At 65.0% G+C, this 24,055-nt stretch carries 20 protein-coding genes; 13 read left to right on the top strand and 7 right to left on the bottom strand.

The window, feature by feature from the left end; genetic code table 11:
• Positions 1 to 69: 69 nt before the first annotated feature.
• The 4 genes from fabI to ACVIJ6_RS36850 are packed head-to-tail and all read right to left on the bottom strand — an operon-like array spanning position 70 to position 5,925.
• On the bottom strand, positions 70 to 897 hold the full coding sequence (fabI, locus tag ACVIJ6_RS36865) for an enoyl-ACP reductase FabI (RefSeq protein WP_456776780.1): 828 nt from the start codon (positions 895 to 897) through the stop codon (positions 70 to 72).
• A gap of 12 nt (positions 898 to 909) precedes the next feature.
• Positions 910 to 3,267: a DUF3141 domain-containing protein gene (locus ACVIJ6_RS36860; protein WP_456776779.1), complete on the bottom strand. Its 2,358-nt coding sequence runs from the start codon at positions 3,265 to 3,267 to the stop codon at positions 910 to 912.
• A 15-nt stretch (positions 3,268 to 3,282) separates the two neighbouring features.
• Positions 3,283 to 4,500, bottom strand: coding sequence for an acetate/propionate family kinase (locus tag ACVIJ6_RS36855; protein WP_456776778.1), 1,218 nt, complete (start codon positions 4,498 to 4,500; stop codon positions 3,283 to 3,285).
• A gap of 3 nt (positions 4,501 to 4,503) precedes the next feature.
• Complete coding sequence (locus tag ACVIJ6_RS36850; protein WP_456776777.1) at positions 4,504 to 5,925, bottom strand: bifunctional enoyl-CoA hydratase/phosphate acetyltransferase; 1,422 nt, start codon at positions 5,923 to 5,925, stop codon at positions 4,504 to 4,506.
• Between the two features lie 214 nt (positions 5,926 to 6,139).
• Here ACVIJ6_RS36850 and ACVIJ6_RS36845 point away from each other — a divergent pair, with 214 nt between their 5' ends.
• The 8 genes from ACVIJ6_RS36845 to ACVIJ6_RS36810 all read left to right on the top strand — a co-directional run bounded on the left by ACVIJ6_RS36845 (position 6,140) and on the right by ACVIJ6_RS36810 (position 16,014).
• Positions 6,140 to 7,768, top strand: a complete 1,629-nt coding sequence (locus ACVIJ6_RS36845) for an inorganic phosphate transporter (RefSeq protein ID WP_456776776.1) — start codon at positions 6,140 to 6,142, stop codon at positions 7,766 to 7,768.
• A gap of 2 nt (positions 7,769 to 7,770) precedes the next feature.
• Entirely contained in the window at positions 7,771 to 8,778 is a 1,008-nt protein-coding gene (locus ACVIJ6_RS36840; protein ID WP_456776775.1) for a transporter, read from the top strand.
• Positions 8,779 to 8,788: 10 nt separating this feature from the next.
• On the top strand, positions 8,789 to 10,147 hold the full coding sequence (locus tag ACVIJ6_RS36835; protein ID WP_456776774.1) for a carbohydrate porin: 1,359 nt from the start codon (positions 8,789 to 8,791) through the stop codon (positions 10,145 to 10,147).
• Positions 10,148 to 10,691: 544 nt separating this feature from the next.
• On the top strand, positions 10,692 to 11,840 hold the full coding sequence (locus ACVIJ6_RS36830; RefSeq protein ID WP_456776773.1) for a PepSY-associated TM helix domain-containing protein: 1,149 nt from the start codon (positions 10,692 to 10,694) through the stop codon (positions 11,838 to 11,840).
• 8 nt (positions 11,841 to 11,848) lie between these two features.
• A complete protein-coding gene (locus ACVIJ6_RS36825; RefSeq protein WP_456776772.1) occupies positions 11,849 to 12,067 on the top strand; it encodes a hypothetical protein in 219 nt (72 codons plus the stop codon).
• 409 nt (positions 12,068 to 12,476) lie between these two features.
• Complete coding sequence (locus ACVIJ6_RS36820; protein WP_456776771.1) at positions 12,477 to 14,837, top strand: TonB-dependent receptor; 2,361 nt, start codon at positions 12,477 to 12,479, stop codon at positions 14,835 to 14,837.
• 375 nt (positions 14,838 to 15,212) lie between these two features.
• Positions 15,213 to 15,557 (top strand): hypothetical protein, encoded by a 345-nt coding sequence (locus ACVIJ6_RS36815; protein WP_012042835.1) that lies wholly within the window; start codon positions 15,213 to 15,215, stop codon positions 15,555 to 15,557.
• A gap of 220 nt (positions 15,558 to 15,777) precedes the next feature.
• Positions 15,778 to 16,014, top strand: a complete 237-nt coding sequence (locus ACVIJ6_RS36810) for a hypothetical protein (protein ID WP_456776770.1) — start codon at positions 15,778 to 15,780, stop codon at positions 16,012 to 16,014.
• A gap of 21 nt (positions 16,015 to 16,035) precedes the next feature.
• Here the strand turns inward: ACVIJ6_RS36810 and ACVIJ6_RS36805 are convergent, their stop codons facing one another.
• Positions 16,036 to 16,386, bottom strand: coding sequence for a RidA family protein (locus ACVIJ6_RS36805; RefSeq protein WP_456776769.1), 351 nt, complete (start codon positions 16,384 to 16,386; stop codon positions 16,036 to 16,038).
• A gap of 302 nt (positions 16,387 to 16,688) precedes the next feature.
• Between ACVIJ6_RS36805 and ACVIJ6_RS36800 the strand changes: the two genes are divergently transcribed.
• The 5 genes from ACVIJ6_RS36800 to ACVIJ6_RS36780 all read left to right on the top strand — a co-directional run bounded on the left by ACVIJ6_RS36800 (position 16,689) and on the right by ACVIJ6_RS36780 (position 21,887).
• Complete coding sequence (locus tag ACVIJ6_RS36800) at positions 16,689 to 17,666, top strand: ABC transporter substrate-binding protein (RefSeq protein WP_456776768.1); 978 nt, start codon at positions 16,689 to 16,691, stop codon at positions 17,664 to 17,666.
• A 30-nt stretch (positions 17,667 to 17,696) separates the two neighbouring features.
• Entirely contained in the window at positions 17,697 to 19,403 is a 1,707-nt protein-coding gene (gene ilvD, locus ACVIJ6_RS36795) for a dihydroxy-acid dehydratase (RefSeq protein WP_456776767.1), read from the top strand.
• Between the two features lie 104 nt (positions 19,404 to 19,507).
• A complete protein-coding gene (locus ACVIJ6_RS36790; protein ID WP_456776766.1) occupies positions 19,508 to 20,353 on the top strand; it encodes an ABC transporter ATP-binding protein in 846 nt (281 codons plus the stop codon).
• Positions 20,350 to 21,126, top strand: a complete 777-nt coding sequence (locus ACVIJ6_RS36785; protein ID WP_456776765.1) for an ABC transporter permease — start codon at positions 20,350 to 20,352, stop codon at positions 21,124 to 21,126. Before ACVIJ6_RS36790 ends, ACVIJ6_RS36785 begins: the two co-directional genes overlap by 4 nt.
• The gene (locus ACVIJ6_RS36780) at positions 21,123 to 21,887 is read left to right on the top strand and encodes an ABC transporter permease (protein WP_456776764.1); all 765 of its coding nucleotides are present in this window, start codon (positions 21,123 to 21,125) and stop codon (positions 21,885 to 21,887) included. Before ACVIJ6_RS36785 ends, ACVIJ6_RS36780 begins: the two co-directional genes overlap by 4 nt.
• A gap of 13 nt (positions 21,888 to 21,900) precedes the next feature.
• Here ACVIJ6_RS36780 and ACVIJ6_RS36775 read toward each other — a convergent pair whose 3' ends face one another.
• Positions 21,901 to 22,845, bottom strand: coding sequence for a 3-hydroxybutyryl-CoA dehydrogenase (locus ACVIJ6_RS36775; RefSeq protein ID WP_456777171.1), 945 nt, complete (start codon positions 22,843 to 22,845; stop codon positions 21,901 to 21,903).
• 38 nt (positions 22,846 to 22,883) lie between these two features.
• Positions 22,884 to 23,978, bottom strand: a complete 1,095-nt coding sequence (locus ACVIJ6_RS36770) for an NAD/NADP octopine/nopaline dehydrogenase family protein (RefSeq protein ID WP_456776763.1) — start codon at positions 23,976 to 23,978, stop codon at positions 22,884 to 22,886.
• Positions 23,979 to 24,055: the final 77 nt, after the last annotated feature.

The following is a 24,055-nucleotide window of genomic DNA, read 5'->3' as shown; positions in this document are numbered from 1 at the left end:
GCTTGGGGCGGCCCGCGCGGTAGCTTGCTTTTGCCGATGAATTGCGACCGAGATCAGCGCGGCCGATGCTCACGCGATATTGTGCAGCCCGGCGTCGACATAGATCGTGTCGCCGGTCATGCCAGAGGCGCCCCCGCCGACGAGGAACGCGACCACCCGGCCGATCTCGGCGATGTCGACCAGGCGGTGTCCCGGGCTGCGGTTCATGGCGGCCTCGATCAGCTCGTCGAAATGGGCGATGCCGCTGGCGGCGCGGGTCTGCAGCGGGCCGGGGGAGACGGCATAGACGCGGATGTTCTTCTCGCCGAGCTCCGCGGCGAGATAGCGCACGGCGGCCTGAAGCGAGGCCTTGGCGAGGCCCATGATGTTGTAGTGGTTCACGACCTTGTCGGCGCCGTAATAGCTCATCGTCAGCAGTGCGCCGCCCGCCGTCATCAGCGGCTCGGCGGCACGCGCGAGCTCCAGGAACGAATGGACCGAGATCCGCATCGCGCGGGCAAAGCCGTCAGCGGAGCAATCGATCACGCGGCCGTGCAGATCGGCCTTCGGCGCGAACGCGATCGAATGCACGACGAAATCGAGCCGGCCCCATTCGCGCTTGATGCGCTCGAACACCGCGTCCAGTTCGCCCGGCTGCTCGACATTCAGCGGCAGCAGCATGCCGGCGCCGATGTGCTCGGCGAGTGGCGCGACGAAGCCGCGGGTGCGGTCGTCCGCATAGGTGAGCGCCACCTCGGCGCCGAAGGCGCGCAGTTTGGCGGCGCAGCCGAAGGCGATCGAGTTCTCATTGGCCACGCCGAGCACGAGGCCGCGCCGCCCCTTCAGCATGTCGCCGATCCGGTCGTCGGGATTCCAGACGATCGGCAGCGGGTCGGGCGAGCGAGCGTTGTCCGGCATCGTACTCTCCTGTCAGGCGACGTCGCGGATCGCGCCGTTTTCCTTGAGCGGATCGGCCGCTACGGCGGCCAGCGCCAGCGGCGGCAGGCCGAGCGCCTCGCGCAGCCGCTGCAGGGTGCGGATCGTGTTCGGCTCCATGTCCTCGGCGCTGCCTGCGATGAACTCGACGACGTCGATGGCGCGATTGCGGTCGTCGACATCGGGCAGCAGCTCGACCAGGGTCGCAACAGCCTGGTCGGGCTCGAACTCGACGATGATCGATTGCTCGCGGATCAGCGCGGCGCGGCGCTCGGCGCCCAGCGAGGCAAACGGCTCGTCCTTGGTCAGCACCTTGGCGGAACGCTCCAGCCGGTCGCGGCGGACCGAGCCGCGGGAGTCCGCGAGCAGGACCAGCATCCGGATGACCGCTTCCTCGAAGCCGCCGCGCGCGATGCCGAGCAGGATTGCCTGCACCTCGGGGAGGAAGCGCAACTCCTTGGGCTCGCGGTGAACCCGCTGGAAGGCGTGGGTCGAGGCGATCGCATCCATCAGCGGCGAGCTGTAGATCGACAGGAACGTGGCCTCGTAGAGGCTGTCGCGGATGTCGCGGAACACGTCGAACGCCTGCACCGCGCTCTTGGCCCAGAACTGCTCGAGCGCCAGGAACGGATTCGACGGTTCTGCCGTCTTCCGTGCCGCGCGGGCCTCATCCGCTGCGTTCCGGATGGTGTGGGCCATGGCATTGTCGCCGCCGAAGCCGCGGCGCATCAGGCGTGCCGGATGCGCGTCGCTGATCAGCTTGGCCATTTCATCGGTCACCATCGACTGCACCAGCGGACGCGCGGTGAGGTCGTACAGCTCTGCGCCGAGCTCGGACAGGCGCGCGACTGCGGCAAAGCCGCGCTCCTCGCTGCGGTCATTGTCGTCGATCGCCAGGATGTCGGAGATCTTGCGCTCATGGAACGACACGTGGAAGCGCGCGGCGATGCCTTCACCGATCTGCTCGTCGATCGTCATCTCATAGAGACCGGGCGCCAGCGCCTCGATCGTCTTCATCGTCGAGGCGACCTCGGTGTGCTCCTTCTTCGCGATCGAGGACGATACGAAGATGCCGAGATGGCCGACCTTGTCATGCACCATGTAGATGATGCGCTGACCGCGGATGCGGATTTCGTGCTCGTCGGCATAGGTGTCGACGATCCAGTTCAGCGCCTGCTGCGGCGGCGTGATGTTGTCGCCCCAGCTCGCGAATACGATGATCGGCGAGCGGATCGCCTTGAGATCGAGCTGGCGGCCGCGCTCGATGCGCGCCTCGCCGCGCGACAGCCGGTTGCCGATGAACAGCTGCTCGACGATCCAGCGGATCTCCTGCTCGTTCATGAAATGGAAGCCGCCCCACCAGCGCTCGAATTCGAGAAAGCTCGCGCGGCCCTTCTCCGGATCGGCATAGAGGTCGAAATACTTTCCGAAATAGTTGCGGCCGGGATTGAGCAACTCGAAGTTGGAGACGAGGTGCACGCCGTCGAACTCGCCGCCGCCGAGATCGGACAGCATCAGCGCCGGCAGAATGCCGCCGAGCAGGCCGCCATTGTAGCGCATCGGGTTCTCGCCGAGCCGTCCGGACCAATAGGCGACCGGCGCGCCGTTGACGACCAGCGGCCCGGTGATGTCGGGATTTGCCGCTGCCAGGATCAGGGTCGCCCAGCCGCCCTGGCAATTGCCGACGATGATCGGCTTCGGCGCCTCGGGATGGCGGCGATGGACCTCCGCGATGAACTCCGCCTCGGCGCGCATGACGTCGGCGAGCGTCTGGGTGGGCTCCGGATGCGGCCTGAACACGACAAAATAGACGGAATGGCCGTCATGCAGGGCGACGCCGACCTGGCTGTCCTGCTTGAAGCCGCCGATCCCCGCGCCATGGCCGGCGCGAGGATCGATGATGACATACGGACGCTTCCAGTCGTAGGTGACCACGCCGGCCGGCGGCAGGATCTTCAGCAGCATGTAGTTGACCGGACGGCCCAGGCTGCGGCCATCGAGCGCGACCTCATGGTCGTAGATCAGCACCGGCGGAGTCCCCGCGGCCTCGTGTCGGGCATCATTGTCGGCGCGCTCGCGCAGCACGTCCAGCGTCAGGACCATGCGCTGGCCTGCGTCAATCCAATAGTCACGGGCCTGGTCGAATAGATTGCCTTGCGCGGCGCTGCTGAATGACCGTGTCAAGCCGGCGCTCTCGCTGATCAGGTCCTGCACCCGCTTGCCATGCTCGCGGGCGAACTTGTCAAGGTGCCGGCTGAGGCTCTGCGAAACGCGTTGCGTCTGGGTCGTGGTGATGCCGGCTGCGCCGAAGCTGCGGGCGAGGGCGGTCGCGGGGCTGTAGGGGGAAGACATTGACGGTCCCTTCGGTCAGGCTGTCAGGCGCGTCGAGTTCGCGGGGCTGTGCATCAGGCCCAGGATCTCGGCGGTGTGCTCGGCGATCATGCGATCTTCATCGGTCGGAATGACGAGCACGGCGACGCGGGAGTCCGGCAGGCTCACGGTCTGCGCGTTGCGCGCGTTGGCGTCCCGGTCGAGGCTGACGCCGAGCCAGCCCATGTCGCCGAGGATCTGCTCGCGCACGCGAAAGGCATGCTCGCCGATGCCGCCGGCGAACACGATGGCATCGACGCCACCGATAGTGGCCGCGAGCCCGGCGATCTCGCGGCGCACGCGCGCAACGAAATAGTCGATCGCCTCGCGCGCTGCCGGCGCGTCGGAGGCCTCGAGCTCGCGCATGTCGTTGGAGACGCCCGACAGGCCTTTCAGTCCGGAGTCGTGATACAGGAGATGGGTGATCTCGTCGGCGCTCATGCCCTTCTCGGTCAGGAGATAGAGCACGACGCCGGGATCGAGCTGGCCGCAGCGGGTGCCCATCGGCAGGCCGTCGAGCGCGGTGAAGCCCATGGTGGAGGCGACCGAGCGGCCGTCGTGCAGCGCGCAGACCGAGGCGCCATTGCCGAGATGCGCGATGATCGCGCGCCCCGACGCCAGCCCGGGGGCCACGCTGCGCAGCCGGCGCGAGACATATTCGTAGGACAGGCCGTGAAAGCCGTAGCGGCGCACGCCTTCATCATAGAGCCGCCGCGGCAGTCCGAACGTGTCGGCGATGAACGGGTGCTGGCGGTGGAACGCGGTGTCGAAGCAGGCCACCTGCGCGGCGTCGGGAAACGCATGCAGCGCCGCGGCGATCCCGGCAAGATTATGCGGCTGATGCAGCGGGGCCAGCGGCACCAACTTGCGCAGGCGCTGCAACATGCCGTCGTCGATCACCACCGGCTCGGCATGATCCGGCCCGCCATGCACGACGCGATGGCCGACGGCCACGACATGGCAGCCGTCCTCATGCCGGCGCAGCCAATCGACGGCGAGCTCCAACGCAGAGCGGTGATCGATCGCGCCCTTGGGCGCATCGATCGGCTGTCGCTCGGCTGGACCGTCGGCCGGACCGGCCGTGAACGTCGTGTCGTCGCCGATGTCGTCGATATGTCCCCTGGCCAGCGGGCGCAGCGCGGCGGTTGCGATCTCATAGGCCGCGAACTTGATCGAGGACGAACCGGCATTGATGGTCAGAATGGTGTCGGTCATCGGCTACTCCGCCGCCTTCGCCTGAGTCGAGCCGGCAAAGGCGCGGCCCTCGCGCCGCCAGTGATTGTAGAGCTGCGCGAGGGCGCAGGAGGCGAGCCGCGCGCGGTCGTTATCGGCTCGGCTGGTCAGCATCAGCGGCACGCGCGCGCCGATCACAAGCCCGGCGGCCTCGGCGCGAGCGATGAAGGTCAGCTCCTTGGCCAGCATGTTGCCGGCCTCGAGGTTCGGTACGATCAGCACGTTGGCATGGCCGGCGACCAGCGAGGCGATGCCCTTGGTCTTTGCAGCTTCCATGTCGATGGCATTGTCCATCGCCAGCGGACCGTCGACGATGCCGCCCTTGATCTGGCCGCGCTCGGCCATCTTCGACAGCACCGCGGCGTCCAAGGTCGAGGGGATGTTCGGGTTGATGGTCTCGACCGCCGACAGCACGCCGACGCGCGGCCGGTCCAGCCCGCAGGCACGTGCCAGATCGATGGCATTCTGGACGATGTCGACCTTCGCCATCAGGTCGGGCGCGATGTTGATGGCGGCGTCGGAAATGAACAGGATCTCGTCCAGCGTCGGCACGTCGAGGGCAAAGACATGGCTGATCCGGCCATTGGTGCGCAGCCCGCCATCCTTCTTCACCACCGCCGCCAGCAGCTCGTCGGAATGGATCGCTCCCTTCATCACCGCATGGGCGTCGCCGGCCAGCACCATCGCCACGGCGCGGGCGGCGGCAGCACGGTGGTCGGTCTCCGGCACCAGCGTCCAGCCGCTGATGTCGGCCTCGATCTCGCGCGCCGCGGCCGAGATGCGATCGGGATCACCGATCAGCACCGGGTGGATCAGGCCGCGGTCGGTGGAGAGCAGGGCGCCGCCAAGCGAGTTGCGGTCTTCAGGACAGACGATGACGGTCTTGAGTGGCGGCAGCTGCGCAGCGAGATCGACCAGCTTGGCGAAATGATCGGCATGATCGACGATCAGCGCCGGCAGCTCGCGCACCGGCGTCTCGATCGACACTGTCGGCGCATCGACCTCGGCGATCCCCGTGCAGACGAGATCGCCGGCCTGGTCGGTGATCTCGGCGCGAAACACCGCGACCGGCGCCTCGCGCTTTTCGCAGCAGGTCACCGTGATGCGCAGGCGGTCGCCGACATGCACACGTTTCTTGAAATCAAGCGATTGCGAGCGATACAGCGTGCCCGGACCGGGCATCACGTTGCCAAGCACGGCCGAGATCAACGATCCGACCCACATCGACGGCGCAATGACCTCTTTCGAACCATGGTCGGCGCTGCCGTCCGGCAGCATCATCGGATTGGTGTTGCCGGAGACATGGGCGAACAGGATCAGGTCCTGCACCGCGCATGTACGTTCGATCGCTGAGTTGTCGCCGACCTGCAGCTCCGCCCAGCTCTTGTTGCGTATGGTCTGGGTCATTTTGCGCTCCGTTGCCGAAATTTGCATCGTTTTGTTGCGCCTGCTGATCGACGGAGCGCAAGCGTGATACGACTGCACCATTATACGATCTGACCGTGACGACTTATTGACCCGATCATTTGTTATCCGCTCACACTGTTGCGAGCGCATGTCATCCACGCTTCAAATCTTCGTTCCACTATGGGGCTCCAAGTGGAGCGGTATGGGGAGCGACATGGCCGAAATCACAGTCAATCAATCGGTCGGCGACGAACGGCCAATTCAGCCGGCCGGACGGCCGAATCTCGACAAGGGCTTCAACCCGCTGACGATGATCCTCTTCTTCGGCGTCCTCGCCGCAGGATTGCTGTTCGTCGCCTACAGCATCTATGTCGACGTCGACGCCACCGGCGTGAAGGTGACGACATACCTGCCTTACATGCTGCTGTTCGTCGCGCTGCTGATCGCGCTCGGGTTCGAGTTCGTCAACGGCTTCCATGACACCGCCAATGCGGTGGCCACCGTGATCTACACGCATTCGCTGCCGGCCGAGTTCGCCGTGATGTGGTCCGGCTTCTTCAATTTCCTCGGCGTGCTGCTGTCGAGCGGTGCGGTCGCGTTCGGCATCGTCTCCCTGCTGCCGGTTGAGCTGATCCTGCAGGTGGGATCGAGCGCCGGCTTCGCCATGGTGTTCGCGCTGTTGATTGCCGCCATCGTGTGGAATCTCGGGACCTGGTATTTCGGCCTGCCTGCCTCGTCCTCGCACACGCTGATCGGGTCGATTATCGGCGTCGGCGTGGCGAATGCTCTCCTTCGCGGCCGCGACGGCACGTCCGGCGTGGACTGGAGCAAGGCGACCGAGATCGGCTATGCGCTGCTGCTGTCGCCGCTGGTCGGTTTCATCTGTGCCGCTGCGCTGCTCTATTTGCTCAAGTTTCTCGTTCGCAACCCCGCGCTCTACGCCGCTCCGGAAGGCCCGAAGCCGCCGCCGATCTGGATCCGCGGTTTGCTGATCCTGACCTGCACCGGCGTCTCCTTTGCCCATGGCTCGAATGACGGCCAGAAGGGCATGGGCCTGATCATGCTGATCCTGATCGGCACTGTGCCGACCGCCTATGCGCTGAACCGCACGCTCCCCGAGGCGCAGATCGCGAAATTCCAGGAGACCTCGCAGGCCGCCTCCAAGGTGATCGCAGCGAAGGCCGCCGGCCATAATGTGATCGGCGATCCCCGTCCTGCGGTCACTCTCTACGTCGCGCAGCGCAAGATCAACGAGGGCACCTATCCGTCCCTCGCCGTGCTGGTGAAGGATGTCGGCGACCAGGTCCGCACCTATGGCTCGCTGAACAAGGTGCCGGCGGAAGCCGTCGGCAACACCCGCAACGACATGTACCTGACCTCGGAGGCGATCCGCTTCCTGATGAAGGACAAGGAGAACGACCTCAACAAGGAGGAGGTCGCTACGCTGAACGCCTATAAGGCTTCGCTCGACAGCGCCACCAAGTTCATTCCGAACTGGGTGAAGATCGCGGTGGCGATCGCGCTGGGCCTGGGCACGATGATCGGCTGGAAGCGCATCGTGGTCACGGTCGGCGAGAAGATCGGCAAATCGCATCTGACCTATGCGCAGGGCGCCTCCGCCGAGCTGGTCGCCGCCGCGACGATCGGCGCGGCCGATGTGTTCGGCCTGCCGGTGTCGACCACCCACGTGCTGTCGTCCGGCGTCGCCGGCACGATGGCGGCCAACGGCTCCGGCCTGCAGATGGCCACGGTGCGCAACCTGCTGATGGCCTGGGTCCTGACCTTGCCGGCGGCGGTCCTGCTGTCGGGCTCGCTCTACGTCATCTTCAGCCGGATCTTCTGACGATGCGCGCAGACAGGGCGGCCCTCGCAGCGATGACGGCGCCGCCCCTGGAGGGGCTGGTGTGGGCCTTCCGCTTCACCGCGGACGGCAGACTCCAGCCGCTTGCGCATGACGAGCCGTTCCATCTCGGTCATGACGGATGGCACTGGCTGCATTTCAACCTCGCCGATGCGCGCGCCGTGCAGTGGCTGGCGAACGCCGAGCTGCCGCCTGCGGCACGAGCGCTGCTGTTGTCGAAAGACAGCTATCAGCAGCTCCACGGCTCCGACGACTGCGTGCATGGCGTGATCGCCGACCTGGCCCGCGATATCGGTGGATCCACCGAGGACACGGCGCTGCTCCGCTTTGTCATGACAGAGCGTCTGCTGGTCAGCGGACGCTATCAGGCGCTGCATGCGGTGGACGCGACGCGACGGGCGCTGGAAGGCGGCCAGCGCGCCCAGAGCGCGGCCGTGCTGTTCGAGCGGATCGTCCACAACGTCGCCGAGGGGATGGAGCACATCATCGACGGCTTCGAGCAGCAGCTCGACGAGATCGAGGAGAAGCTGCTGTCAAATGCCGGCGAAAATCAACTCTCGGCGCTCGGTCGTCTGCGCCGGACCTGCGTCAGGGTGCACCGGCATCTGTCGGAGCTGCGTGTCGTGCTGCATCGTTTCGACCGAAATGCCCCGACCGAGATCAAGCCGGCGCTGCAGCTGCGCACCCGTCGTCTCGCCGAGCGGCTCGACGGTCTCGACCACATGGTGGTCGAACTGCGCGACCGCAGCCGTCTGCTGCAGGAGGAGCTGCATCTGCAGATGGAGGAGCAGACCAACAACAGCCTCCGCGTCTTGTCGGTGTTGACCGCGCTGCTGCTGCCGCCGACCCTGGTCACCGGCATCTTCGGCATGAACACCAAGGGATTGCCGCTGACCGATACCGAAACCGGCTTCATGTGGGCGGTCCTGCTGATGGCCCTCACGGCGGGCGGCGCGTTCTGGCTGATGAAGCGCATCGGCCTGATCAGATAGCGAGCATCGCGTGACCGCCCGAACCTTGGTGAGAAGTCGGCTCGCATCATGTGCGCTGGCGCTGTCGATGGCGACGATGCTGCCGCTCGGGACGCGCGCCCAGGATCGAACCGGCGCGACCGGGCAGAAGGACGTGCGCCAGCAGCTGGCCGATTGGGGCGTGCAGTTCAACGTCACCTATATTGGCGAGACCTTCGCCAACCCCGTCGGCGGCGTCCGGCATGGCGCGATCTATACCGGTCGTCTCGACGTCGGCGCGACGATCGACCTCGAGAAGCTCGTCGGCTGGAGCGGCGCGACCTTCCATGCCAACGCCTTCCAGATTCATGGCGACGGCCTGTCGCGCAGCTATGTCGGCAATCTGATGCTGGTCAGCGGCGTCGAAGCCCTGCCGGCGAGCCGCTTGTACGAATTCTGGGTGGAGCAGGCGCTGCTCGGCGGCAGACTGCAAATCCGGGTCGGCCAGCAGCCATCCGACGTCGAATTCATCGACAGCAAATATGACGACCTGTTCGCCAATTCGGCGCTCGGATGGCCGGGGATCACCGGCATCATTCTGCCGAGCGGCGGACCGTCGCCGCCACTGGCGGTGCCCGGCATCAGGGTGAAGGCGCAGCTGTCTGACAGGATCACCGGCTATCTCGCCGTGTTCGATGGCGACGCGGCGCCGCCGGGACCTGGCGATCCGCAGCTCAAGAACCCGCACGGCACCCTGTTCCGCGTGCAGGACCCGCCATGGGTGGTCGGCCAGGTCAGGTATAAGTTCGAGCTTGGCGCCGCGGCCTTGCCCGGCACGATCGCGGCCGGCGCCTGGTATCATTTCGGCTCGTTCGATCACCAATATCTCGATAGCGGCGGCCGGTCGCTTGCCGATCCGCTCAGCTCCGGCGAGCCGGCGCAGATGCGTCGCAATCAGGGTGTGTTCGGCGTGTTCGAGCAGCTCGTGGCGCGCAGCCCCCTGGATCCAGCGAAGGGCGCCGGCCTGTTCATCCGGACGTCGGTCAGCCCGTCCGACCGCAACCTCATCCGTTTCTATCTCGATGGCGGCATCCAGGTCACCGGCTTCAGCGCTGCGCGTCCCGATGACAAATTCGGCATCGCCGCGACCTATGCGCGGATCTCGCATGACGTCCGCCGGTACGATCAGGATCTGCAGCTGTTCACAGGGATTGCAACGCCGATCCGCGACTTCGAAGCGATTTTCGAGGCGAGTTATTCGTTCCAGGTCACGCCGAATGTCGCGGTGCAGCCGATCGTCGAATATGTCATGCACCCCGGCGGCGGCAGCGTCGATCCCAACGATCCGACCCAGACGCGACGCATCCGCGATGCGATCGTGCTTGGCTTGCGTACCACCACGGCGTTCTGAACGGTGATGGCGGCATATCCCGAACCTGTGCCGCGTTCTGTCGCTTTCGCGCGCGAGGCATGTTTGTCGCCTGTTTCAGTCGGACGATGAGCCTACGTCCTGCAGGGCATTCGAGCGGCGAACTGCACGGCTTGCAATATTCGGCCGCATCGCCGCCACGTCGACGCTCGATCTGCGGCTGCGCGACGATCCGACATGCCGCAGCTCGTGCTCTACCTTAAAGATATTCCAGCATCGGTCCCGTCGAATTCGTTTGATGCAGGGAAGACGATCGGCGAGATAGGGATCTCGTTGCGGCCGCGATAGGTGTCGCCGCCACGGCTGCTTTAGCCCGACGGGTCATTGGGACTCGATGTCATGGTACACCGGAGCGTGGTGAAGCTCACGCGCTCGTCAGGGGGACCGCTCGCATTGTATTTGGCTCTTTCCGGCTCGATTGTATTTGAGCGAAGTCGAGATCGAAGCAGCGAGATGTGGTTGCGACATCGGCAGCGAGCAGATCCTGTCGGATGCAGGTCGCGACGTTGGAAAGTGGTGGTGAAGCATGGTGAGTGCGCGTGCGACCCGGATATGGCTGCAGATTCATACGTGGACGTCGCTGATCAGCATGGTCTTTCTGCTCATGCTCTGCGTGACCGGGTTGCCGCTGATCTTCCATCATGAAATCGACGAGCTGCTGGAACACCCGATTGTGGCGCCGCCGATGCCTGCGGATACGCCTGTGCTGTCCCTCGATCGCTTGATCGAATCAGCGCGCAATCAATTGCCTGGCCAGCATGCATTGTTTGTCACGCTCAAGGAGGCGGAGCCGCTGGTCACGGTCGCGATGTCAGCGACCCCGATTCCCGTTCCCGGCCAGTTTCATCGCATCACGGTCGATGCGCGCACGGGCGCTGTGCTCGGCGAGGAACCGCCGCACCAGGACGTGATGGATATCATTCTGCAGATCCATCGCGACATGTTCACCGGGTTGCCGGGCGAGTTGTTCCTCGGCTTGATGGGGCTCGTGTTCGTCGTCTCGATCGTGTCGGGGATCGTCGTCTATTGGCCCTTCATGCGCCGTCTCGACTTTGGCACGATCCGCGACCGCTCGTCGCGCGTCAAATGGCTCGACATGCATAATCTGCTCGGCATCGTCACGGTCAGCTGGGCGCTCGCGGTCGGGCTGACCGGAACGATCAACACGCTTGCCGTACCGCTGTCAGATCTGTGGCGTGCGCGGACCATGCCGGCGCTGCTCGCTCCCTATCAGGGCAAGCCGATCGCTACATCGGCTGCTGTCGATGCCGCTGTGACGGCGGTCCGACAGGCGTTTCCGGACCGGCGGGTCAGCTCGGTGACGATGCCCACGACAGCCCGTTTCGGCAGTCCGCAGCATCTGATCGTGTGGACCAAGGGCAGGACGGCGCTCACGGCGCGCATGTTCCAGCCTGTCATGGTCGACGCGCAGGATCATACCAAGCTGACGGCGCCGCCGGTCGCCTGGTATCTTTACGCCCTGCAGTTGTCGCGTCCGCTGCATTTCGGTGATTACGGCGGCCTGCCGCTGAAGATCATCTGGGCTCTGCTCGATATCATCACCATCATCGTGCTGAGCAGCGGCCTGTATCTGTGGACCGCCAAACGATGGGGCAGCAGGAAGAAGCCTGCTGTCGTTGTTGGTTCGACGGCTCCGGCCGTGGTTTCGCCATGAAAGGTCCGGTGAGCAGTGCGATCGCGTCGGATGGTGACGCGCGACGCTCGGCATGGCAGGTCTTCCGGGCGCCGCTGATGATCAGTGTTGTCAGCGCGGCGGGGTTGGCATTCGGGCTGTTCGGTGACGGTCTCTGGGACAGTCTGTGCTGGCTGGGCCTGTCAGTCCCGATCCTGCTGTCGTTGATCTATGGCGCGCCCTGGAAGCGGAGCGCCAAGCAGGCCTGACGCGCGCGGGAGACGGCGACGCTCGGAGGTCACGCGCGACCGTGAAGCACTCCGAAGGCTTGAACTACGAGGCCTGGTCGACATCGGAGCAGATGCCGCTGTGGCGGGATCGTGGTCGTGTTGTTGCTGTCCGTTAAAAAGCCCGCCATATGACCGAATGCTGTTAGTTGTAGTCGGACGATGCGATGCGTCGGTCGCGACTTCGCTTGAAGGATGTTGCGCTTCTTTAGAAAGCTTCAACGAAAGCCAGTCGCCGAATTTCTGCTGCGACGGCAAAAACTTGATGAGTGGATCGTGTCAAACCTGTCGTTCGTTAGATGGGTTCTATGATCGGCGACGCCATCCCCGGATACCCGTGTGTTAGGAGCGCCAAGGACCAGCGTGGAACTTGGTAGTACGGGGTGTCAAAATGGCTTGTCGCGATGCGGGCGGAAATGCCCGACGTTTGTTCTTGTTGACTGCTGTAAGCACAATTGCGTTGACGTTAGATTCGGGCGGAGTACGGCCGCTTTTTGCTCAAACCCAATTGCCGGATGTGACGGTGGACGCGCCCAAGCAGAAGCCGCGACAATCTGTCCAGCGCTCGCAAGCATCGCCGAGCCGGACCGTCCAGCGCCGCGCCGAGACCCGAAATCGCCCGCCGCCGGCGACGGCTCCCGTCCCCTATGTCACCCCCTCGACCGGAACGATCGGCGCGCCGCCGGCGCCCTATGCCGGTGGGCAGGTGGCGAGCGGCGGCGGACTTGGACTGCTCGGCAATCGCGGCGTGATGAACACGCCCTTCAATCAGACGAGCTTTACCGCGCAGTTGATCCAGAACCAGCAGGCGCGCACGATCCGCGACGTCCTCGTCAACGACCCGTCGGTGCGGGTGACCCAGGCCGCCGGCGGCGGCGCCGACGGTCTCTTCATCCGCGGCTTCTTCTACGACAGCGGCGACTATGCGCTGAACGGGCTCGCCGGGATCGCGCCCTATTATTCGACGGGGGCGAACTTCATCGAACGCGTCGAGCTGTTGAAGGGGCCGAGCGCACTTCTCAACGGCATGACCGTGGGCGGCACCGGTGCGTCCAGCGGTGGCGCGGTGGGCGGCAGCGTCAACCTGATCACCAAGCACGCGCCCGATGTCGACATCACGCAGCTGACGGGAACCTACGCCTCCAAATCGCAATTCGGCGAGCAGATCGACGTCAGCCGCCGCTATGGCGAGCACAAGGAGTGGGGCGTCAGGCTGAACAGCTCCTATTCGAACGGCAACACGCCCTGGAACCGGCAGACCGACGAACTGGGCAACGTGGCGCTTGGGCTCGACTACCGCGGCGAAAACGCGCGTCTGGCTGTCGACATCGGATACCAGGCCGACAATCTGAAGCCACCGCTCCGCTTCTTTGGCGTTGGTGCCGTCACCCAGATCCCAGACCCGCCAAAGGCCGGACTGAATTTCCAGGTGCCATGGGCCTATTACGCGCCGACCGATTTCTTCACCACCGTGAAGGGCGAAGTCGATCTCAGCGATCGCATCACGGCCTACGCCTCGTTCGGGTACCACGATAGCAATATCAACTATTCCTATCCTTCGCCGACCCTCAACTCCAACGCCGGCGCCTTGTCGGCGGTCCCAGGGCAGGGCAAGGAGACCTACGAGACATTTGCTGGCGAAGCCGGCGTCCGGATCAAGGTCGATACCGGACCGGTCAACCACGCCATCAATGTTGGCTATTCGATCGTTGACCGGACGTATAATCAGCGCGTCCTCTGGCCGGTCAGCAGGCCCGGCGCGGCGACAGCCGCATTGGCGGGGGCGATCTCGACGAGCTGGAATCTCTATACGGAGCCGGTGAACGCGCCTGCGCCAAACTACAATTACGTGCGTCTCAACCAGATGACCGGAGTTGATCTGTGGAGCGTCGGCGTATCTGACACCATGTCGCTGTTCAACGATCGTCTTCAGTTCGTCGTAGGCGCTCGACGTCAGACGGCGGGCACGGAGGTGACGGATTATCTGACGGCGGCAAACAGCAGGCCCTTCAAGGACGCGTCGGTGTGGACGCCGGCCTATGCCGTGATCGTCAAGCCGGTCGATCGCGTCTCGCTCTATGCCAATTACGTCGAGGGATTGCAGACGCCGGTCGTCGTTCCCGGAACGTTTGCCAATGGCGGAACCATATTCCCGCCGACGTCGACCAAGCAGACGGAGACCGGCATCAAGGTCGACTTCGGTCGTATTACGACGACCGCCAGTCTGTTTGACATCAGCCAACGTAACGCCATCACGGTCGTCAGCGGGAGCAGCTCGACGCAACAACTCGATGGCATGCAGCGAAATCGGGGCGCAGAGTTCAACATATTTGGCGAGATCACGCCGGAGTTCCGCGTGCTGGGCGGCGCGACCTACATCCACGCCGTGCAGGAGAAGACGACCAACGGGACCTATGACGGAAAGCGCGCCATCGGTGTTCCGCAACTGGCGGTGAATCTCGGGGCCGAATGGGATACGCCGTTCGTGCGCGACCTGACTTTGACGGGGCGGGTGATCTACACAAGTGCGCAATACGTCAATCAGGCGAATACGTTGTCGCTGCCGGACTGGACCCGGGTCGATCTGGGCGCCCGCTATACGTTCACCTCGCCGTGGAACGGCAAGCCGATCGTGGTGCGGGCTAGCGTCGAGAACGTATTCAACAAAGCCTATTGGGCGTCTGCCTATAGCGGCGTGATCACACTGGGGGCACCACGGACATATCTCGTCTCCACGACCTTCAACTTCTGAGGGATCGATCCGGCGAAAGAGCAATGATCCGCCGCGCGCCGGATGCGCGGCGGGGTCTTGCTTGTTGGGCATCATGCGAACTGAGTTTTTGTGGCGTGATGTCAAGTCGTGAACGATGCGGATCGGCTGCGCCGACGTGAATTCAGCTTGATGTTGGTCTCTCGCGATTGCGGCCCGCTGGCGCCCCCTGACTGATGCGCAGGGGCGGCCGGACAAGCCGAACGTCGGCCTGCAACCTTTATCCAAGCGGAGTTCGTCATCGGCGTTCGCCGAGGAGAGGCGGTCGCATGATCATCGGTGAACGTCGTGATGGCTCATGCCGGCGGCCCACAGGCCTGTCTCGGCGGGCACGCACGGCGGGTTTGGGAATGGAAGATGGGTAAGCCGGAGCTGCCTGAGAAGATTATAGATTTATTGCTTGCAAGCGATTACGCACAGCTCGTCGGCCGTACTCCGTCGGAGCGGCTCGACTACATCGTCGACATTGCATCGCTTCACACGCGTGATGAGCTGTCGCGCCGATTCGAGCTTGCTCGGGTCCATGTTCGACAGGTCGAGAGGTGGCTTGGGTTCCATGGTCGACGACTGCGGCTGCCGCATGAGAGCATCGATGTCGTGATGTGCGGCTTGGAGTTTCGAAAGCGCCGCATCCGCGGGTCACGGGTTGCGTCGAAGCGGCGTCGGACCGCTGTCAAGGCGTTTCCGAAGAAGGCTGATTGAAGAGTCGTTGGCCTCCGTATCTGCTGCGGCGAGGTGTCGCGATGATCTGTCACAGGGCTAAGGCCGCGCCGGCGCTCGCGTGGCTCCTCGTCCGAGGTTGGCCGCGATGTCCGGAGCGGAGCTTGCCACGCCGAACCCAGATTATGCGGTCGTGACTTTGGAGTGGTTTTGGTGGGCCGGCGACCAGGAACGACTGCGCGACCATGCTTGTTGAGAGGGCATGACAGGCAGAGACACGCGCGACCTGCGCTCCGGCGCCTACGACCCCGTCAGCAAGGACGGTCTGCCGCAGCCGCAACAGGTCAAGGACGACACGACGCCCCGCCAACGGGAGCAGTGGGGCGCCGATGTGCGCGCCGAACCGCTTCCGGGCACCGAGCCGGTGCTGCCGGAAGGGCTCACGCGCGAGCGGCGCGATCCGCTCAATCGCAACACCGGCCGCCGCGGCACCGACTGATGCCGCGGCCGCCGCAGCGGCTTACTTGGCCGCGATCACCATGATCTCGACCGTGTATTGCGGCGCCGCGAGCTTGGCCTCGACGGTGGCGCGCGCCGGGGTGTTGCCGGTCGACACCCAGCCATCCCAGACTGCATTCATCTCGCCGAACGTCTTGATGTCGGTGAGGTAGATGGTCGCGGACAGCAACTTCGACTTGTCGGTGCCGGCCTTGGCGAGATGACCGTCGATGATCGAGAGGATCTCCTCGGTCTGTTTGGTGACGCTCTCGCCGGCCGTCTTCTGCGCCACGACGCCCGCGAGATAGACGGTATTGCCGTGAACGACCACCTGGCTCATGCGCGGGCCGGTTTCAAAACGCTGGATCGACATCGAGAGAACTCCTGGAAGGATCAATTCGGGGCCTCTCCCTAGCGCGTGCGGCGCTGCAGCGCCAGTCGGCTGAACGGCCGGAATCGCCGGCCCTGTTCGGTTCGACGGTGTGCGACCCTGCGTTGCCGGAGGCGGTACGGCACACGGAGGGCGGCATTCCTGATGGCCGCAGCCTTGTCGCGCTGCGAAGCAGTTCTTGCTCACGGGGCAGGCAAGGCGAGGGCGTTTTCCGCGCTTGCACCGATATTTGAGACATGAAACATTCTCCGCGAGGTTCCTTGATGGATTGGCGGAGGGGCGTGATGCGGAAACAGGTGATGCTGGCAGCGCTGGCAAGTATAGCGCTGGCGACGAGTGCGGGGCCGACATTTGCTCAACAGACGATCCGCGTCGGCTGGACCATTCCGGCGGAGGAATCGAAGTACTGGATGATGAAGCGTCCCGCCGAGTTTCCCGACCTCGGCAAGACCTACACCATCGAGTGGACGCAGTTCCAGGGAACGGCACCGATGACCCAGGCGCTGGCCGCCGGTGCGCTCGACTGCGCCACGCAGGCGCCGCTGTCGCTGTCGAATGGTGTGGTCGGCGGCGGGCTCAAGGCCTACATCGTCGCCCAGCACGTCTACGAGAAGCCGGGCGGCTTCTCGGTGTATTGGGCGGTCAAGGATGATTCGCCGATCAAGACCATTGCCGATCTCAAAGGCAAGACGGTCGGCATCTCCGTGATCGGAGGCGGCACGCAGGGGCCGTTCAATCTGCTGTTGAAGCAGGCCGGGCTCGATCCCGCCAAGGATATCAAGCTCGTCGAGGTCGGCTTCGCCGTGGCCGAGGATGCGCTGCGCCAGGGCCGTGTCGATGCGGTCAACATGAACCAGCCGTTCGCGGCGCGCGCCGAGGCCAAGGGCGGCACGCGCAAGCTGTTCCAGCTCTCGGAGGCGATGCCGAACATCGTCCATATCCTCGAAGCCTGCCGCGCCGACTTTGTCGACAATAACCCGGATCTGGTGAAGGCCTATGTCCGCGACATCACCGCAGGCATGAAAAAGGCGCTGGCCAATCGCGACGAGACCTTGAAGGTCGTCTCCGAAGTGATGAAGGTGCCGGTGCCGGTGATCGAGACCTATCTCCTGAAGGACAATGATTTCGGCCGCGATCCCGTGGCCGCGCCGAACTTCCCGGCGATCCAGAAGATGCTCGACATCTACGCCGAGACCGGCATGCTGCCGAAACTCGACGTCGCCCAGTTCAAGCATCCCACCATCGTCGCGCCGATCCAGTAAAGAAGCGGACGCTCTGCGCGGAGGTCGTCGATGAGGAAGCTGCGCTCGCGCGTCACGGTGGAGGGGCTCGATCGTGCCCCGCACCGCGCCTTCATGCGCGCGATGGGGCTGGATGATGCCGACATCGCCAAGCCGATGATCGGCATCGTCAGCCAGAAGGGCGAGCAGACGCCCTGCAACATGACGCACGACTTCCAGGTCGATGCCGCCAAGACGGGCGTCTCCGAAGCCGGTGGCACGCCGCGTGAATTCGCGACCATCTCGGTGTCCGACGGCATCAGCATGAACCATGAGGGAATGAAGTTCTCTCTGTTCTCGCGCGAGCTGATCGCGGATTCGATCGAGGCCGTTGTCCATGGTCTGGCTTATGACGCGCTGATCGGCTTTGGCGGCTGCGACAAGACCTTGCCTGGCGTCATGATGGGCATGGTCCGTTGCAACGTGCCGTCGATCTTCATCTATGGCGGCAGCGCTCTGCCCGGCAAGTTCCAGGGGCGGACGCTCACGGTGCTCGATTCGTATGAGGCGGTCGGCAGCTACATGACCGGCGAGATCGATGCCGCAGCGCTCGAAGGCATCGAGCGGTCGTGCCTGCCGACCATCGGCGCCTGCGCCGGGCAGTTCACCGCCAACACGATGGGCATGCTGTCGGAGGCGATGGGCCTGTCGATGCCCAACGTCTCGATGATCCCCGGCGTCTATGCCGAGCGCGCCCATGTCGCGCGGCAGGCCGGCCGTCTGATCATGCAGATGATGGCTCGTGGCGGGCCGCTGCCGCGTGATATCGTGACCCGCAAGGCGCTGGAGAACGGTGCGGCGATCGTCGCGGCCACCGGCGGCTCGACCAACGCCGCGCTGCATCTGCCAGCGATCGCCAACGAAGCCGGCATCCGTTTCACCCTCGACGATGTCGGCGAGGTCTTCGCCCGCACGCCGCTGATCGGCAATCTCAGGCCGGGCGGCAAATATACGGCCAAGGATGTGTATGACATCGGCGGCGCGGCCGTGGTGATCCGCGCGCTGATCGAAAGCGGCCATATCGACGGCTCCTGCCTCACGGTGACCGGCCGCACGCTTGCCGAGGACTACGGAGCGGCCAATGCGCCCGATGGCGAGATCGTGTTTCATCCGGCCAGGCCGATCATGGCGGATGGGGGCGTCGCCGTGCTCAAGGGCAATCTCGCGCCTGATGGCGCGGTCATCAAGGTGGCCGGCTTGAAGAGCCTCGTCTTCGAGGGGCGGGCCCGCGTGTTCGAGGATGAGGAAGCTTGCGTCGCCGCCGTCCGTGCGCGCAACTATCAGGCTGGCGAGGTGCTGGTCATCCGCAACGAGGGGCCGGTCGGCGGTCCGGGCATGCGCGAAATGCTCGGCGTGACCGCACTGATCTATGGCCAGGGCATGGGCGAGAAGGTGGCGCTGATCACCGACGGTCGCTTCTCCGGTGCGACGCGCGGCATGTGCATCGGCTACGTTTCGCCGGAAGCCTTTGTAGGCGGTCCGTTGGCACTTCTGCGCGACGGCGATCCGGTTCGCATCGATGCAAAAGCGCGCAGGCTCGATGTTCTTCTCGACGACGCTGAGCTCGCGGCCCGTCGCGCCGTGTGGTCGCAGCGGCCGCCGCGGCATCGCGCCGGCGCGCTGGCGAAATATGCCAGGCTCGTCGGCCAGGCACCGCTCGGCGCCGTGACGCATGAAGGACCCGCGGACTGGCCGTGGTTCGACCAGGAGCAGGAATGAGCCGGGCCAGGGCGACGATTGGCAGGTTTCTTGCTAACCTAGCGGTCTGTCATGCCTGACATCATGGAGCGTTTGAGCGTGCCGCACCGAAAAGAGAAGCCGATATGGGCGTGACCCCGATTCGACCCGGCGAGCTCGCGGGCGTTCCGCTCGGTCGTCGTCCGGCCGAGCCGATCATCGAGATCGATAGCGTGTCGCAGGTGTTCAAGACGTCGTCGCGCCGCGACCATACCGCGCTGTCGAACATCTCGCTGTCAGTCGAGGACGGCGCCTTCGTCTCGATCCTCGGCCCCTCCGGCTGCGGCAAATCCACCTTGCTCTATATCGTCGGCGGCTTCGTCAGCCCGACCAGCGGCACGGCGAAGATGAAGGGAAAGGCGATCACCGGCCCTGGCACCGATCGCGGTCCGGTGTTCCAGGAATTTGCGCTGTTTCCGTGGAAAAGCGTGCTCGGCAACGTGATGTACGGTCCGTTGCAGCAGGGCATGAATTCCGCGAAGGCGGAGGCCCGCGCGCTGGAGCTGATCGCCATGGTCGGGCTGACCGGGTTCGAGAAGTTCTATCCGAAGGAGCTCTCCGGCGGCATGAAGCAGCGCGTCGCGCTGGCGCGCACGCTCGCTTATGGACCTGAAGTGCTGCTGATGGATGAGCCCTTCGGGGCGCTGGACGCGCACACGCGGACGCGCCTGCAGAACGATCTGCTGGAGATCTGGGAGCGCGATCGCAAGACGGTGCTGTTCGTCACGCATTCGGTCGAGGAAGCGGTGTTCCTGTCCGATAAGGTCGTGATGATGTCGCGCTCGCCCGGCCGCATCCGCGAGGTGATCGACATCGACCTGCCGCGGCCGCGCCGCCGCGAGGAGCTGCTGCTCGATCCGCGCTATCAGAACTACATCGTCGAGATCGAGCGCATGTTCGACGATTCCGGCGACAACGAGCTGCCGTCATGAAGGGCGCTCTGAAGCATTTGTCGCCGGCGTTGGCCTGCTGCGGCCTGCTGTTGGCCTGGCAATTGGCCTCGCTCGGGTTGAAGAATGACAGCTTTCCGACGGCGCTGGAATCGCTGCGCGCCATCCCGCCGATCCTCACCGACAAGGAAGCGCTGATCAACATCCTGGCCTCGCTGCGGCGAATGGCGATCGGCTTCGCGCTGGCGCTCGCGTTCTCGATTCCGCTCGGGCTGCTGATGGGGCGGAGCAGGGCGACCGCCGCCTTCTTCAATCCGCTCCTGATGCTGGTCTACCCGGTGCCGAAGGCGGCGCTGATGCCGATCATCATGCTGTGGCTCGGCGTCGGCGACATCTCCAAGACCCTGGTGATCTTTCTCGGCGTCAGCCTTCCCGTGATCTATCACAGCTTCGAGGGTGCCAAGGCCGTGGAGGAGAAGATGCTGTGGTCGGGCGCGGCCATGGGCCTGTCCGCCGGCGAACGCCTGCTGCGCATCGTCCTGCCGGCCGCGCTGCCGGAGATCCTGACCGGATGCCGCACCGGCCTCGTGCTGGCGCTGATCACGATGGTCACGAGCGAGATGATCGCGCGGCAATCCGGCGCCGGCAACATCCTGTTCAATGCGCTCGACATGGGACAATACGACACCGTGTTCGCGATGATCATCATCATCGGCGCGATGGGGATCTGCCTGGACGCGGTGTTCGAGACGATCCGGAGGTGGCTGGTGCGCTGGTCGGAGCCGCAATTCGACATGCCCTTGAGCTTCTCATGATCACGACCCGCGCCAACGAATGGCTGCTCGGCGCTGCACCGATCGTGCTGGTCCTGCTGCTGTGGCAGGGCCTCGTGTCGTTCGGCTATGCGCCGGCTACGCTGCTGCCGCCGCCGGTGCAGGTGTTCCTGCGCATGGGGCAGCAGCTCTCCAGTGCCACATTTCAGCAGGATATCGCGGCAACGCTGTTCCGGCTGTTCGCTGGCTTTGCCATCGCGGTGGTGCTCGGCGTGTCCATCGGCATTGCCGCGGCGGTCAGCCCGCCGGTCAATGCCGTGGTCAGGCCGATCGTGCGCGTGCTGGCGCCGCTGCCGAAGGTCGCGCTTTATCCGGCCTTCCTGTTGTTGCTCGGCTTCAACCACGAGTCCAAGATCATGCTGGTGGCGGCGGACGCGCTGTTCCCGATCCTGCTGTCGACCTATTACGGCGCGACCATCGTCGAACAGAAATTGATCTGGTCGGCGCTCGCGGCCGGTACGCCGCCGCGCGACGTGTTGTGGAAGGTGGTACTGCCGGCGGCGATGCCCTCCATCCTGACCGGCTGTCGCATCGGCCTCGTCATCTCATGCATCGTGGTGTTCCTGGCCGAAATGATCACCTCCACCGATGGGCTCGGCCATGTGCTGGTCACGGCCGCGCGGACCTTCCAGGCGGTCGACATGTTCGTCCCGCTGATCACCATCTCGCTGCTGGGGCTCATCCTCAACGGCCTGTTGCAGGGGCTGCGCGCCTACCTGCTGCGCGGGTTTCCGTCGGTGTGATCAGTCCGCGCGCTCAATCCACCACTGGCGGACGCGCCAGCTTGTGGTGGCGGAGCATGTCGACCAGCGCGCCGAGCCGCTGCTCGCGATAGGCCGTGACGTCCAGCCCGGAATAGTCAAGGAAGCCGGCACCGCTGCGCAGGCCGATGCGGCCCTCGGCCATGTTCTTCTCGATCACCTCGGGAGCGCGGTAGCGGTCGCTGTGCAGCGCGCCTTCGAGATAGCGGCTGGCGTAATAGAGAATGTCGCCGCCGCCCCAGTCGATGAATTCGAGCAGGCCGAGCACCGCGAAGCGGAAGCCGAAGCCATAGCGGATCGCCTTGTCGATCTCCTCGGCACTGGCGACGCCTTCGCCGACCATCCGCGCGGCCTCGTTCATCGCGAGCGCCTGAATGCGCGGCACGATGAATCCCGGCGTGGCGGCACAGACCACCGGCACTTTGCCGATCCCCTCGAGCAGCGTCTTCAGGCGTGCAGTGATGTCGGGATCCGTCGCCAGCCCCGGCGAGATCTCGACCAGCGGGATCAGATAGGCTGGATTGAGCCAGTGCGCATTGAGGAAGCGCTCCGGCCGCTCCACGGCGCCCGAGAGATCGTCGACCAGGATGGTCGACGTCGTCGACGCGATGATCACGTCGGATGCGACCGCGCGTGAGGCTGCAGCCAGCACCTCGCGCTTGAGATCGACGATCTCCGGGACGCCCTCGAACACCAGCGTCGTGCGCGCCAGGACATCGTCACCCGCGTCGGCGGGGGCGACGGCGACCTTGTGCATCAGCTTCGCGGCATCCGTGGCTTGCAGCAATCCCAGCCGTGTGAGCGTGGCGAACGTGGCCTCGATCTCGCCGAGCGCCTCGCGCTGCAGCCGCGCGAATTCCTCCGACGTCCGCTGCTTGATGTCGATCATCGTGACGGGATGGCCGGCATAGGCGAAGGCTACCGCAATGCCGCGGCCCATGCGGCCTGCACCGAGACAGGCAACGTGACCGCGCGGGATCATGCCGCATATCCTTCACGCAACAGCGCTTGCAATGCGGCGCGATCGAGACCGCCGAGGCCGAGGCTCGCGAGCGTCCGCCCCGTCGCCATGAAGTCCTCGCCGCAGATCGCGCCGCCGATGGCGAGAAAGGCGCGGGCGAGCGGTGCAGGCGTGCCGGTCAGTTCGGCGGCCGAGATCAGCAACGATAGGCCGAGCCGCAGATCTTCCCGCATATAGCGGTGCTGCGTGAGCACCAGCTGCTCGCGCCAATCGCCGGAATCCGTCAGCCGGTCATGCGAGCCGCGGCCATACATCCAGATCTCGCCCTCCTCGGCATAGTGATGCGCCAGCGGAAAATGCGGCGCGCCATAGCCGAGCGCCTCGCGCACCGCGATCCGTTCGTTGTCGAGCGCATCGGTCACGCGACGGATCGAGGGCTGCGTGCCTTCCTTGTGGATGTCCCAGCGCTCGAAATGTTCAATTGGCCCGGCATTCATCACGATCAGCGGCGGATGAATGATGCACCCCGCATTCATCAGTGCGCCCGACAGCGCGTCGCCGCATGGCTCGATGATTCCGGGAAAGGCGCGGCCGACGATCGCGAGCGCGTGCTCCGCCGTCTTGAGCGGGAACACGCCGACCGGGAGCCGCTTGGCCCGGATCGTGATCGCGACCTCGAACGGGCCGTGCTTGCGCGTCAGCCAAGGCAGGGTGCCGGTCTCTGCGTAGCTGACGACGGACCTGTTGCCGGCATCGCGCGCGGCCGCCGCGAAGATCATGGTGCCGAACGTGGCCGGCGGGAGGAACACGACCTGGCCGTCCGCGAGGTGCGGCGCGAGTTGGCGCGCAATGTCGGCTTGCGCGAAAGCCGGCGCGGGGCAGAGGATGAGCTCAGCCCCGCCAACGGCCGCACTGATGTCGGTCGTGACCAAAGCGAGCCTGGCCTCGTGCCGGCCGTTGACGTCCTTGACGATGATCGTCGATCCCGCCGCTCTGTGCTGGGCGACCAGCTCCGCATCACGGCGCCACAGCCGCACCTCGTGACCACCGAGGGCGAAATCGCCTGCGGCCGCAAAGGAGCCGTTGCCGCCCCCCAGCACTGCAATCTTCAAGATCGAGTCTCCCTGTCCAAACCGCAGCTCGCAGATCCGCCTGCCGCCGGAGCGCGTTCGACGCCGGTCTTCCAGCC

It is taken from the genome of Bradyrhizobium sp. USDA 4369 (genome assembly GCF_054056435.1).
Note: the sequence above shows the minus strand (reverse complement) of the source record. Positions and strands in the feature narration are given on the sequence as shown.

Bases quoted from the DNA above. Each gene is read 5' to 3' on its own strand.
- fabI (WP_456776780.1), bottom strand. From the start codon at position 897: ATGCCGGACAACGCTCGCTCGCCCGACCCGCTGCCGATCGTCTGGAAT.
- ACVIJ6_RS36860 (WP_456776779.1), bottom strand. From the start codon at position 3,267: ATGTCTTCCCCCTACAGCCCCGCGACCGCCCTCGCCCGCAGCTTCGGC.
- ACVIJ6_RS36855 (WP_456776778.1), bottom strand. From the start codon at position 4,500: ATGACCGACACCATTCTGACCATCAATGCCGGTTCGTCCTCGATCAAG.
- ACVIJ6_RS36850 (WP_456776777.1), bottom strand. From the start codon at position 5,925: ATGACCCAGACCATACGCAACAAGAGCTGGGCGGAGCTGCAGGTCGGC.
- ACVIJ6_RS36845 (WP_456776776.1), top strand. From the start codon at position 6,140: ATGGCCGAAATCACAGTCAATCAATCGGTCGGCGACGAACGGCCAATT.
- ACVIJ6_RS36840 (WP_456776775.1), top strand. From the start codon at position 7,771: ATGCGCGCAGACAGGGCGGCCCTCGCAGCGATGACGGCGCCGCCCCTG.
- ACVIJ6_RS36830 (WP_456776773.1), top strand. From the start codon at position 10,692: ATGGTGAGTGCGCGTGCGACCCGGATATGGCTGCAGATTCATACGTGG.
- ACVIJ6_RS36820 (WP_456776771.1), top strand. From the start codon at position 12,477: ATGGCTTGTCGCGATGCGGGCGGAAATGCCCGACGTTTGTTCTTGTTG.
- ACVIJ6_RS36815 (WP_012042835.1), top strand. From the start codon at position 15,213: ATGGGTAAGCCGGAGCTGCCTGAGAAGATTATAGATTTATTGCTTGCA.
- ACVIJ6_RS36810 (WP_456776770.1), top strand. From the start codon at position 15,778: ATGACAGGCAGAGACACGCGCGACCTGCGCTCCGGCGCCTACGACCCC.
- ACVIJ6_RS36805 (WP_456776769.1), bottom strand. From the start codon at position 16,386: ATGTCGATCCAGCGTTTTGAAACCGGCCCGCGCATGAGCCAGGTGGTC.
- ACVIJ6_RS36800 (WP_456776768.1), top strand. From the start codon at position 16,689: ATGCGGAAACAGGTGATGCTGGCAGCGCTGGCAAGTATAGCGCTGGCG.
- ilvD (WP_456776767.1), top strand. From the start codon at position 17,697: ATGAGGAAGCTGCGCTCGCGCGTCACGGTGGAGGGGCTCGATCGTGCC.
- ACVIJ6_RS36790 (WP_456776766.1), top strand. From the start codon at position 19,508: ATGGGCGTGACCCCGATTCGACCCGGCGAGCTCGCGGGCGTTCCGCTC.
- ACVIJ6_RS36785 (WP_456776765.1), top strand. From the start codon at position 20,350: ATGAAGGGCGCTCTGAAGCATTTGTCGCCGGCGTTGGCCTGCTGCGGC.
- ACVIJ6_RS36780 (WP_456776764.1), top strand. From the start codon at position 21,123: ATGATCACGACCCGCGCCAACGAATGGCTGCTCGGCGCTGCACCGATC.
- ACVIJ6_RS36775 (WP_456777171.1), bottom strand. From the start codon at position 22,845: ATGGGCCGCGGCATTGCGGTAGCCTTCGCCTATGCCGGCCATCCCGTC.